Consider the following 11,879-nt stretch of genomic DNA (forward strand, 5'->3'; position numbering starts at 1 on the left):
GACCGGGCTCACCCGGCCGTGGCACCGAGACCGAAGAGCTTGCGCAGGTACGGGGTGAGGAAGCGACCGGCGGGGTCCATGCGTTCGCGCAGCGCGAGGAAGTCGTCCCAGCGCGGGTACAGCCGCGCCAGCTGCGGGCCGGCCAGCGAGTGCACCTTGCCCCAGTGCGGGCGGCCGCCGTGGGTCAGGCAGATCGCCTGCACCGCGTCGAAATAGGGCTCCCAGGGCATGCCGACGTACTGGTGCACCGAGATGTGCACGCTGTCGCGCCCGTGGTTCGGGCTCAGCCAGATGTCGTCGCCACGCACCCAGCGGTATTCGAGCGGGAACATCAGCGGGAATTCGCGGCGGGCGATCAGCGCGCGGATCTCGCGCAAGGCATCCGCGCCACGCTCGGCCGGCACCGACCACTCCATCTCGTTGAAGCGGACCTGGCGCACCGTCGAGAGCATCGACCAGCTCGCGTCGACCTGGGTGCTGGACGAGAGCAGCGACGCACAGAAGCGGCTGATCGGCGGGCACAGCGCCGGCACGGCCTTGCCGACGCGGCACAGTGCGCCGAAGGCCATGTTCTCCAGCACCACGTCGGACAGGTAGCGCTGCCAGCCGCGCTGGTCGACCGGCTCGTCGGTCACGTTCCAGGCCTTGGTCAGCACCGCGTCGGTGTGCGGCAGCCAGTAGAACTCGAACGAGCGGTTGCGCGCGATCAGCTCGTCGGCCCGCGCCAGGCATTCGTCCAGGCTCAGCTTGCCGCGCACGAGCCGCAGCCGGAAGCTCGGCACCAGGCGCAGGCTCAACTCGGTCAGCACGCCCAGGCTGCCCAGCGCCACGCGCCCGCCGGCGAACAGGTCCGGGTTGTCGGTGGGCGAGGCGCTGATCTCGCGGCCCTCGGCGTCCACGAACTTCAGCCCGACGATCTGCGTGGCGATGTTGCCCAGCCCGATGCCGGTGCCGTGCGTGCCGGTGCTGGTGGCGCCCGCGATCGACTGCACGTTGATGTCGCCCAGGTTCTCCATCGCCAGCCCCTCGGCGGCCAGCGCTGCGCCCAGGGCAAAGAGCCGGGTGCCGGCCCGCACGCGGGCGATGCCGGCGGGCTTGTCGATCTCGACCACGCCCTGCAGCGCGTCGAGCGAGACGATCACGCCATCGGTGGCCACCAGCGGGCTGAAGGAGTGGCCGCCGCCGACCACGCGCACTGGCTGGTTGTTGCGCGACGCCTGCCGCACGATGTCGGCCAATTCGGCCTCGCTGCCCGGTGTCAGCACCCGGGTGTCCGGGCACGACACGTAGCCCGACCAGTTCTGCCACATCCTCGCCCCCTCCTCGGGTTGAATCAGAAGAAGCTCTTGCCGTCGCCGCGGTAGGTGGTGACGATGTCGACCACGCGCCCGCCCTCGATCAGCAGCAGCTCGTTGAAGCGCTCGCACACCTCGCCGGCCTTGGCATGGCGGAACAGCAGCGCGTCGCCGAGGCCCAGCGCGACGCCGAGCGGGAGCCGCACCGGCGTCTGCACCTCGCCGGCGCCTTCGGTGCCGATCAGGCTGCAGCCCGGCGGCAGCCAGGGCTGTGGCAGCCGGTCCGCGCCCGCGGGGCCGGAGGCCACGTAGCCGCCGCCGGCGCAGGTGACGATGCCGGGCCGCGGCACCCGCGTGACTGGCAGCGCGAAGCCGGCGGCGGGCCGCGCGCGAAAGGCCGCGTAGTGATCGAACAGCGTCGGCGCATACAGGCCCGAGCCGGCCGCGAGTTCGGTGACGCTGGGGTCGGCGCGCGTGCTCTCGAAGCTGCCGGTGCCGCCGCCGTTGACGAAGCGCAGATGGTGGCCCGCCGCGCGCAGCGCCGCGACCGTGTCGCGCCGGCGCGCGTTGACCTCGCGCACCGACCGCCACTTCAGCAGCGCGATGACGGCGTTCTTCAGGGCCTGGCCAGGCACGCGGTCCATCAGGCCGGCGATCTGGCTTTCGTAGCCCATCAGGCCGTCGAGCCGCAAGGCGGGCCGGCGCGCGATCTCGCCGGCCAGTGCCAGCGCGGCGGCCGGGCCGTCCACCGGCGAGCGGTAGACGCCGAAGCGCAGGCCCGGGAAGTCGCTGGACATGTCGAGGTCGATCGCCACCGGCAGCACCACGCCCTCGGCCTGCGCCAGCGCGGCCAGCGCATCGAGCTGGGCCGCGCTGTCGACCATCAACGTGATGCGGCGCCCGGCGCGCAGCTGTGCGGCCACCGCGCGCAGTGCCTGCGGCTCGGTCGTGGGATAGGCCACGACCAGGTCGTCGAAGCCCTCGCTCGCCAGCCAGGCCGCCTCGTCCGCGGCGTAGCACAGCAGTCCCTGCAGCCGCGGCTCGGCCGCGAGCAGCCGGCGCGTGATGCCGACCGAGCGGATCGACTTCGTCACCAGCCGGATCGGCAGCGGGCCGGCGCGTTGCACCAGCGTGGCGAGGTTGGCGCGCAGCCGGTCGAGGTCGACGAACGCGGCCGGCAGGTGCACGCCGGCCAGGGCGCGGCGGTAGTGGGCGTAATCGCTGTCGTCCGGCTGGGGCGAGGCCGTGTTCACCGCTGTGCGCCCCCAGCCTCCACGCCCCCGGCCTGCGCGGCCTCCAGCGTGGCGATCAGCATGCGCTTGAGCTGGGCGACGAGCTGGTCGCGCAGCGGCGGCTCGACCGCCAGCGCCAGCCGCGCGACCGCGCCGGTGGTCTCGGCCAGCAGCAATGCCAGTGCGAACACATCCTCCGCATCCGTCAGCGACAGGATCTCCATCAGCGAGGGGACCAGGAACCGCGCCGTCAGTTGCGTGTCCTCGATGTCGAGCTCGCGCAGGCTGTGGTCGCTCTGGGCGCCGGCCCAGACCGCCACCGCCGCGGGCTGGTCTCGATAGTGTGCATAGTACGCGTCCACGACGCGGTGCACGGCCTGCGCGGGGGTCGGCCGGCCGTCGTGCTCGGCGAACAGCTCGCCGACCTCGTTCTCCAGCTTCAGCCGCACGCGTTCGAGGTTGCGCTTGGCCAGCTCGCGCAGGATGGCCGCCTTGGATGGGAAGTACTGGTAGACCGAGCTGATCTGCACGCCGGCGCGGCGTGCGAGCTCGCGCATCGCCAGCGCTTCGGCGCCTTGCTCGACCACCAGCTCGAGGGCCACGTCCAGGATGGACTCGACCCGCGTCTTGCTGCGCTCCTGCTGCGGCCTGCGCCTGGGCTCTGCTTCGCTCATCGGCGTGGATCGTCCATGATTTGACACATGATCAATGATCACATTATATTGTGATCAACGCTCACATTCAAGCGCTGCCCATGGCACCAGGCCTGCGTCCGGAACTGAAGACAGCCGCGCTGCTGCAGCTGGCCTGCGCCTATGCGGTGGCGACCAACGGCACCATCGTGATGCCCGTGATCGTGGCCACGCTGATGCGGCGCTTCGGCATTGGCGAAGACGCGGCGACAGGCCTGGCGGGGCTGGAGATCGTCGGCATCGCGATCGCCTGTGCGGTGTTGCCGCGCTGGGTGGCAGGCGCGGCGCGGCGGTTCGCCGCGGTCGGCTGCCTGGGCACGCTGCTGGCGCAGGCCGCCGGGGCCTGGCTGCCCAGCGCTGGCTGCGTGGGTGTGTCCCGCGGCATCGTCGGCCTGTTCGAAGGCATGCTGTTCGTCGTCGTCGCGGCCAGCCTGTCGCACCGCGCGGCGGCCGAACGGGGCTGGGGCGTGATCATGCTGGTCGGCGGCGTGTTCGACGCGGTGCTGCTGGTCGTGGCGGCCAGCCTGCCCGGGCCCTGGGTCGACCGCTGGCTGTTCCTGCTGCTGGCCGGCGCGTTTGCGCTGATCGCGGTGCCGGCGGCGCGCACTGGCGCGCACGCGCTGCCGCGCCCGGTCGCGTCGGCCACGCGCAACCCGCCGCGGCGCTGGCGCACGCTGCTGCCGATCTGGGCCGTGATGGTGCTGGCCTACGCCGTGCTGGCGGCCCAGTGGGCGGTGGCGGAACTCGTCGGCAGCCGCATCGGCTTGACGGCTGCGCGCATCGGCCTGCTGCTGTCGCTGGCCTCGGTGCTGGGCCTGGCCGGCTGCCTGGCGGCCGCGCACCGGCGCAGCCACGACCACCGCACGCCCATCGTCTGCGCGGCGCTGCTGACCATGGCGGCCTCGGTCGTCGGCTTCTTCGTCGCGCAGGGATCGGCCGCGTACTTTGCGACGCAGGCGCTGGTGTCGCTGGCCTTCTACGCGCTGACGCCGTTCCTGACGGCGCGCCTGTCGGAGCTGGATGCCGACGGCGCGCTGGTCGCGCGCAGCATCGTCGTGTGCTTCGCCGGCGCCGCGCTCGGCACGGCCTTCGCGGGCACGCTGCTCGGCACGCTCGGCGGCCCGGGCTTCGGTGCGGCGCTGGCGCTGGCCAGCCTGCTGGCCCTGCCCTTTGCCTGGCGGGCCTTCGCGCGGCCCGCTCTCGTTGCCTTCAACCCGTGATGGATCACACCATGCTCAAGACACCGATTCGATCGCGCCTGACGCTGGCCGTGTGGATGGCGCTGGGCGCGCCCGCCGCCTGGGCGCAGCAGGCGGTCACGCCGCCCGATGCAGCGGCTTCCGCGGCGCCCTCCACGGCCGCCAGCGAGACCGTGACGGTCACCGGCAACGGTCGCGTGCAGCAATTGCAGAGCGTGCCGATCGCGCTGCAGATCGTGCCGGCGGAACAGATCCGCAAGCTCGGCGCCGCGAACCTGGCGGACATGAACGGCTACATCCCCGGGCTGCAGATCGTGGCCGACCAGCCGACGCAGCCGCTGTTCAGCCTGCGTGGCATCGGCACCGGCGACTTCGGCATCGGCACCGATGCGCCGGTGGGCGTCTACGTCGACGGCGTCTACACCGGCAAGACCGGCGGCGCGCTGCTGAACTTCAACGACGTCAAGCGCATCGAGGTGCTCAAGGGCCCGCAGGGCACGCTGTTCGGCCGCAACAGCGCGGGCGGTGCGATCTCGGTGGTCAGCAACGAGCCGACGGGCAGCTTCTCGGCCAGCGGCCTGCTGCGCCTGGGCAGCCACAACACGCGGCACCTCGAGGCCGTGGTCAACCAGCCGCTGGGCGAGACCCTGGCGTTGCGCATCAGCGGCACCGGCCAGTTCAGCCACGGCTGGCAGCGCGATGCCGCCAGCGGCCAGGCCGAGCGCGGCGAGCATGCCTGGGGCACGCGCATGGCGCTGGCCTGGAGCCCTTCGGACGCCACGCGCGTGCTGCTGTCGTGGGAGCATGAAGACCTGGACCAGCGCGCGGTGCCGGCCATCGGCCTGCTGGCCACGCCGGCCTACGGCGCCGACCCGGCCAGCTACCGCGACCCGCGCCAGGCACCGCTGCAGAACGACGTGCCGGACAACCGCGAGGCACGCCGCTTCAACGGCGCCACCCTGCGCATCGAGCACGCGCTGCCGTGGGCCGACTTCAGTTCGATCACCGCGTACCGGCACTTCAACGCGGTCAACCGCACCGACAACGACGGTACCAACCAGCTCACCAGCTACCTGTCGACCGGCAACGTCGAGGCCAACACCACCTGGCAGCAGGAGTTCAAGCTCGCGGGCCGCAACAAGACGGTGGACTGGCTCGCCGGCGCCAGCTTCTTCCGCGAACGCGCGCAGCAGACCAGCGAGGTGCGCTCGGTCACCACCGCGCTCGACACCTTGTTCGGCAACGTCGCGGGCATCGCGCCCTTCGCCACGCTCAACGAGCTGGCGCAGGCCGTGGGCGTGCCGGGCGTCGACCTGCTGGGCCAGCCCTGGCAGGAGAACATGTTCAACAGCGGCGCCTACCAGGCCCTGGCGCTGTACGGCGACACGATCTGGCACCTGGGCCCGGCCACCAACCTGACCACCGGCCTGCGCTTCACGCGCGACCGCAAGCGCTTCAGCTGGTACAGCCCCACACGCACGGCACAGGGGCTGGACACGCAGCTCGGCGCGCTGAACGCGGCGGACTTCTTCCCGACCCTGGTGGGGGCCGGCGTGCTGTCGCAGAACGATGCCGACCAGCTGGCCGGCCTGGTCTCGACCAACCAGCTGGTCCAGGGGCAGGGTGCGTCGACCCAGGCGCTGCAGGTGCAGAAGTCGTGGCGCAATGTCAGCCCGCGCGTGGTGCTCGACCACCGCGTCGCCGCCGACACCATGGTCTATGGCTCGGTCACGCGCGGCTACCAGGCCGGCGGCTTCAATGCGCTGCAGGTCAATGGCGACTATGCGCCGGAGACCGTGACCAGCTTCGAGCTGGGCGTGAAGGGCAGCCGCCGCGAAGCGGGCCTGAGCTACAGCGCCGCGCTCTTCCACTACCGCTTCGACAACCTGCAATCGCTGACGCTGGTGCCCTCGGCCAACCAGGCCGGGGTGCCGGCCTACCTGGTGACCTTGAGCGACCAGCGCGCCACCGGCCTGGACATCGAAGCACGCTGGCAGGCCACGCGCCAGTGGCGGCTGTACAGCGCGGCCGAGGCCATCGACCAGACCTACAAGCGCCGCACCGCCAGCGACGGCAGCGACCTGAGCGGCCAGCCGGTCGGCACGCCGCGCCTGACGGCCACGCTGGGCACCGACTACCAATGGCCGCTGGCCGGCGGCACCGCCACCGCGACGCTGCAAGGCGCCTACGTCGGTGCCACCCGCTGCAATGCGGAATCGCTGGCGCAAGGCAGTTGCCTGCAGACACCGAGCTTCCGCGTCGGCGGTGCGCGCACCCGCGTGGACGCTCGCTTCGGGTGGGAGAGCGCACCGGGCAGCGCGGGCAACTGGGGCGTGGCGCTGGTGCTCAACAACCTCATGAACCGGCGCTACGTCACCAGCGTCAACTACGTCGCGGCCGGGCTGGGATCGCCCTACGCGATGATCACGCCGCCGCGCTTCATCGGCATCGAGCTGCGCGCCAGCCTGTGAGTGCAGTGCTGCGTTTCCCGCCGGGCTTTCTGTGGGGGGTCTCGACCTCGGCCTACCAGATCGAGGGCTCGCTGCAGGCCGATGGCCGCGGGCCGACGATCTGGGACCGCTTCTGCGCCGAGGCCGGCCGCATCGCCCATGGCGACACGGCGGCCGTGGCATGCGATCACTATCGGCGTTATCAGCAGGACGTCGCGCTGCTGGCCGGGCTGGGCGTCGGCGCCTATCGCTTCTCGATCGCCTGGTCGCGCCTCCAGCCCGAGGGCCGCGGGCCGTTCAAGCGCGAAGGCCTGGCCTTCTACTCGCGGCTGGTCGATGAACTGCTCGCCCAGGGCATCAGCCCGATGCCCACGCTCTACCACTGGGACCTGCCGCAGGCCCTGCAGGACGCCGGCGGCTGGCAGCACCGCGACACGGCCGCGCGCTTCGCCGAGTTCGCGCAGGGGATGGCACGCCAGCTCGGCGACCGCGTGCCGCGCTGGATCACCCACAACGAGACCTTCGAGCACACGGTGCTCGGCCATGCGCTGGGCACGCATGCGCCGGGGCTGACGCTGGGGCTGGACTCCTTCGCGGTGGCGCACCACCTGCTGCTGTCCCATGGCCTGGCCGTGCAGGCGCTGCGCGCGCACCTGCCGGGCGCGGCGCAGGTCGGCATCGCGCAGAGCATGGCGCCGGCGCGGCCGGCCACCGGCCGCGCGGAGGACCACGCCGCCGCCCACCTGCTGCACTTGCTGCAGGAAGGCATCCACTGCGAGCCGCTGCTGCGCGGCCGCTATCCCGAAGAACTGGCCACGCTGGGCATCGATCTGTCGGCGATCCATGCGGGCGACGAGGCGACGATCGCGCAGCGGCTCGATTTCTTCGGCATCAACTACTACAACCCGACCCACGTGCAGGCCACGCCGCCGGGTTCGCCGGTGCCGCTGAGGGAGGCCGAGGCGCCGGCGCACCACGAGCGCACCGAGATGGGCTGGCCGGTCATCCCGCAGGGCCTGAGCGAACTGCTGCTGGGCCTGAAGCAGCGCCATGGCGACGCACTGCCGCCCCTCGTGATCACCGAGAACGGTGCGGCCATGCCCGATGCGCTGGAGGCCGGTGGCGTCGACGATCCGCGGCGCGTCGCCTACCTCGAGCAGCACCTGCAGGCGCTGCGCACGGCGATGGACGGCGGCGTCGATGTGCAGGGCTACTTCGTCTGGTCGCTGCTGGACAACTTCGAATGGGCCGAAGGCTACCGGCCGCGTTTCGGGCTGGTGCATGTCGACTACGCCACGCAGCGGCGCACGCCGAAGCGCTCGTACCACTGGTACCGGGACTTGATCGCGGCGCAGGCGTGAGGCCGGCGGGGCTCCCATGAACGATGCCTTCGCCGAACCGCAGCGGCCGGTCGGCAAGGGCTTCATGGGCCTGTTCGCGCTGGCCAACCTGGGCCTGTGGATGGCGTTCTTCGCGCCGATCCAGGTGCTGCTGGCGCAGCAGATGGCATTGATCGCGCCGGCCGGCAAGGAGGCTGCGCTCGGCTGGGTCACCGGCGTCGGCGCGCTGGTGTCGCTGGTGGCCAATCCGCTGTTCGGCGCGCTGTCGGACCGGACCACTTCACGCTTCGGTCGCCGCCGCCCCTGGACGCTGGCCGGCGCGGTACTGGGCGCGGGCGCGCTGGCGATGCTGGGCCGCCAGACCACGCTGGCCGGTGCCACGCTGTGGTGGTGCGTGGCGCAGCTCACGCTGAACGCGATGCTCGCCGCGCTGAGCGCCGAAGTGCCCGACCAGGTGCCGGTGTCGCAGCGGGCCGTGTGCAGCGCCTGGTTCGGCGTGACCCAGCCGCTGGGCGTGGTGGCCGGCACCTTGCTGGTGACCGCGCTGGCCGGTGGCGTTTCGGCGGGCTATGCGGCCGTCGCCAGCGCGCTGCTGCTGTGCGCGCTGCCCTTCGTACTGCGGGTCGGCAACACGCCGCTGCGGCGCGAAGACCGGCCGCCGTGGCGCTGGCGCGCGTTCTTCGCGGCCTTCTGGCTCAGCCCGCGGCGATTTCCGGATTTCGCCTGGGCCTGGCTCACCCGCTGCCTGATCAACCTGGGCAATGCGCTGGCCACGCTGTACCTGCTGTACTTCCTGCGCGACCGGGTGCGCTACGAGGCCTTGTTCCCGGGCGAGACGGCCGAGGATGGGCTGCTGATCCTGGTGGGCGTCTACACCGCCGGGGTGCTGCTGTCGGCGTTCATGGCGGGCGTGCTGTCCGATCGCTCGGGCCGGCGCAAGGTGCCTGTGATGGCCGCCAGTGTCGTGATGGCCGCGGCCAGCGCGCTGCTGGCGCTGTGGCCGAGCTGGCCGGTGACCATTGCGGGCGCGGCGCTGATGGGCCTGGGCTATGGCATCTATGTCGCGGTGGACCAGGCGTTGATCACGCAGGTGCTGCCGGCCGCGGCCGATCGCGGCAAGGATCTGGGCCTGATCAACATCGCGAACTCCGCGCCGCAGGTGCTGGCCCCGGCCATCGCGGCGCTGCTGGTGACCCGCTGGGGCGGCTACCCCGCGCTGTTCCTCGCGGCGGCGGCCGTCACGCTGCTCAGCGGCGGGCTGGTGCACCGGATTCGCGGCGTGCGCTGAGAATGCGCTTCCCCGCATTCGCCTGACGCCATGAGCCAGATGCCTGACGACACCGCCGCCGACGAGCCGATCCACGAACCGCGCCTGTGGCGCGACAACGGCTGGACGGCCCGCGTGATCAAGAACAACGACGACGATGGCTGGGCCGTGGAGATGATCCGCCAGGGCGAGCCCGAGCCGGCGCTGGTCGGCCCGTGGACCATGGGCCGCGACAAGAAGAGCCCGAAACCGCTGGACACCAGCGCCTTCAACACGCTGGTGAAGACCGCGCATGAAGTGGTGCGCCGCCACGAGCAGGCGCAGCAGGCGCTGTGGCACAAGGAACTGAGCGTGATGACCGACACCGGCCGGGTGAAGGTGACGCTGGACATCACGCCCGATGAAGACGACCCCTACGCCACGCTGGCCGCCTTCGATGCCGAGGGCGGCACGATCGACAGCGTGCGCGTGGCCGCGAACTTCAAGCTCAATGCCGGCAGCGCGGAGGCCTGGATCGCCCAGGGCTACGGCCGGCCGCGTTGACCTTGACGCCGGCGATCAACGCTTGCGCGCCAGCTTCGGGTCCAGCAGGTCGCGCAGGCCGTCGCCCATCAGGTTCAGCCCCAGCACGCTGAGCGCGATCGCCAGGCCCGGGTACACCGCCAGCATCGGTGCCTGGTACAGCTGGGTCTGCGCCTCGTTGAGCATGCGGCCCCAGCTGGGCTGCGGCGGCTGCGTGCCCAGGCCCAGGTAGGACAGCGCCGCCTCGGCCAGGATGGCGGTGGCGAACGAGATCGTGGCCTGCACGATCAGCACGCTGGCGATGTTGGGCAGCACATGCCGCGTGGTGATGCGCCAGCCGCCGAAGCCGGCGGCGCGCGCGGCCAGCACGTACTCGCGCGCCCACACCGCGTTGGCCGCGCCACGGGTGATGCGCGCGAACACCGGGATGTTGAAGATGCCGATCGCGACGATGCCGGTCAGCAGCCCGGGGCCATAGATCGCGCCGAGCATGATGGCCGACAGCAGCGCCGGGAACGCGAAGGTGAAGTCGGCCGCGCGCATCACCAACTCCTCGACCCAGCCGCGCCGGGCCGAGGCCAGGCAGCCCAGCAGCACGCCGGCGACCAGGCCGATGCCCACCGCGATGACGCCGACGACGATGGAATTCTGCGAGCCCACCAGCAGCTGCGAGGCGATGTCGCGGCCCAGGCTGTCGGTGCCGAACCAGTGCGCCGCGCTCGGCGGCTGCAGCTTGTGCGGGATGTCGATCTCCGCCGGCGGGTACGGCGACCAGAGCAGCGAGACCAGCGCGGTCAGCGCCAGCAGCAGCGTCAGCGCGGCGCCGAGCAGGAAGCTCGGATGCCGCAGCGCGCGCTGCGCGAAGCCGGGGGCGGCGGCGCGGCGCGTCATGCGTCCGAGGCCCGCAGCCGCGGGTCGACCAGCGCGTACAGCAGGTCGACGACGAAGTTGACCACCACCACCACCGCCACCAGCAGCATCACCACGTCGCGCACGACGACCAGGTCGCGGTTGGCGATGGCCTGGAACACCAGGCGGCCGATGCCCGGCAGCACGAACACGTTCTCGACCACGATGGTGCCGGTGATCAGGTTCGCGAACTGCAGGCCCATGATCGTCAGCACCGGGATCATCGCGTTGCGCAGCACATGCTTCCACAGCGTCGCGCGGCGGCTCAGGCCCTTGGCGCGCGCGGTGCGCACGAAGTCCTCGCGCATCACCTCCAGTACCGACGAGCGGGTCACCCGCGCCAGGATCGCGGCTTGCACCAGCGCCAGCGCCACTGCCGGCAGCGCCAGCGCCTGCAGGCCTTCGGCCAGGCCACCGCCTTCGTCTTCGGTCCAGCCCGGGAAGCCGCCGGCGCTGACCCACTGCAGCTTCACCGCGAACAGCAGGATCAAGAGGATCGCGAACCAGAAGCTCGGGATCGCGATGCCGAGCTGGCTCGCCGCCATCACCCCGACATCGCCGATGCGGTTGTGGCGCGAGGCCGCGTACACGCCGAGTACCAAGGCCAGCACGGTGGTCAGCGCCATCGACAGCGCGGCCAGCGGCAGCGTGACGCGCAGGCGCTCGGCAATCAGCTCGGCGGTGGGCGTGCTGTACGACAGGCTCTCGGCCGTGCGGCCCTGCAGCAGGCCACCGATCCACTGCGTGTAGCGCGCCAGCGGCGGCCGGTCCAGGCCCAGCTTGCGCTCCAGCGCAGCCAGCGATTCGGGCGTGGCGCTGTCGCCCAGCATCACCTGCGCCACGTTGCCGGGCAGCAGCTCCAGCGCCGCGAACACCAGCGCCGACGCGATGGCCAGGGTGGCCAGGAAGGTCAGCAGGCGCTTGGCGAGGAACACGCTCATGAGAACTATCATGCCCGATCCCATCGGGAGAT

At 71.7% G+C, this 11,879-nt stretch carries 10 protein-coding genes; 5 read left to right on the forward strand and 5 right to left on the reverse strand.

The features are described from left to right. Nucleotides 1-8: 8 nt before the first annotated feature. From ACILR4_RS08600 to ACILR4_RS08610, 3 genes are read right to left on the reverse strand one after another with little or no spacing between them, the layout of a single operon-like run. Complete coding sequence (locus ACILR4_RS08600) at nucleotides 9-1,310, reverse strand: D-arabinono-1,4-lactone oxidase (RefSeq protein WP_395700434.1); 1,302 nt, start codon at nucleotides 1,308-1,310, stop codon at nucleotides 9-11. Between the two features lie 23 nt (nucleotides 1,311-1,333). Further along, entirely contained in the window at nucleotides 1,334-2,548 is a 1,215-nt protein-coding gene (locus tag ACILR4_RS08605; protein WP_395700435.1) for an amino acid deaminase/aldolase, read from the reverse strand. Next, nucleotides 2,545-3,201: a TetR family transcriptional regulator gene (locus ACILR4_RS08610; protein ID WP_395700436.1), complete on the reverse strand. Its 657-nt coding sequence runs from the start codon at nucleotides 3,199-3,201 to the stop codon at nucleotides 2,545-2,547. The genes ACILR4_RS08605 and ACILR4_RS08610 overlap by 4 nt, the downstream gene beginning before the upstream one ends. An 80-nt stretch (nucleotides 3,202-3,281) precedes the next feature. Here ACILR4_RS08610 and ACILR4_RS08615 point away from each other — a divergent pair, with 80 nt between their 5' ends. Genes ACILR4_RS08615 through ACILR4_RS08635 form a run of 5 tightly spaced genes read left to right on the forward strand, consistent with a single transcriptional unit; the run spans nucleotide 3,282 to nucleotide 10,018 of the window. Next, nucleotides 3,282-4,439 (forward strand): MFS transporter, encoded by a 1,158-nt coding sequence (locus tag ACILR4_RS08615; protein WP_395700437.1) that lies wholly within the window; start codon nucleotides 3,282-3,284, stop codon nucleotides 4,437-4,439. Between the two features lie 11 nt (nucleotides 4,440-4,450). Beyond that, nucleotides 4,451-6,889 (forward strand): TonB-dependent receptor, encoded by a 2,439-nt coding sequence (locus ACILR4_RS08620; protein ID WP_395700438.1) that lies wholly within the window; start codon nucleotides 4,451-4,453, stop codon nucleotides 6,887-6,889. Then, complete coding sequence (locus tag ACILR4_RS08625) at nucleotides 6,886-8,229, forward strand: GH1 family beta-glucosidase (RefSeq protein WP_395700439.1); 1,344 nt, start codon at nucleotides 6,886-6,888, stop codon at nucleotides 8,227-8,229. Before ACILR4_RS08620 ends, ACILR4_RS08625 begins: the two co-directional genes overlap by 4 nt. Nucleotides 8,230-8,245: 16 nt before the next feature. Continuing rightward, nucleotides 8,246-9,496: an MFS transporter gene (locus tag ACILR4_RS08630; RefSeq protein ID WP_395700440.1), complete on the forward strand. Its 1,251-nt coding sequence runs from the start codon at nucleotides 8,246-8,248 to the stop codon at nucleotides 9,494-9,496. Nucleotides 9,497-9,526: 30 nt separating this feature from the next. After that, on the forward strand, nucleotides 9,527-10,018 hold the full coding sequence (locus ACILR4_RS08635) for a hypothetical protein (RefSeq protein ID WP_395700441.1): 492 nt from the start codon (nucleotides 9,527-9,529) through the stop codon (nucleotides 10,016-10,018). A 15-nt stretch (nucleotides 10,019-10,033) separates the two neighbouring features. Here the strand turns inward: ACILR4_RS08635 and ACILR4_RS08640 are convergent, their stop codons facing one another. Continuing rightward, complete coding sequence (locus ACILR4_RS08640; RefSeq protein ID WP_395700442.1) at nucleotides 10,034-10,888, reverse strand: ABC transporter permease; 855 nt, start codon at nucleotides 10,886-10,888, stop codon at nucleotides 10,034-10,036. Beyond that, entirely contained in the window at nucleotides 10,885-11,847 is a 963-nt protein-coding gene (locus tag ACILR4_RS08645; protein WP_395700443.1) for an ABC transporter permease, read from the reverse strand. The genes ACILR4_RS08640 and ACILR4_RS08645 overlap by 4 nt, the downstream gene beginning before the upstream one ends. Nucleotides 11,848-11,879 lie beyond the last annotated feature (32 nt).

The organism is Aquabacterium sp. (genome assembly GCF_044226965.1).
Taxonomy (GTDB): domain Bacteria; phylum Pseudomonadota; class Gammaproteobacteria; order Burkholderiales; family Burkholderiaceae_C; genus Pseudaquabacterium.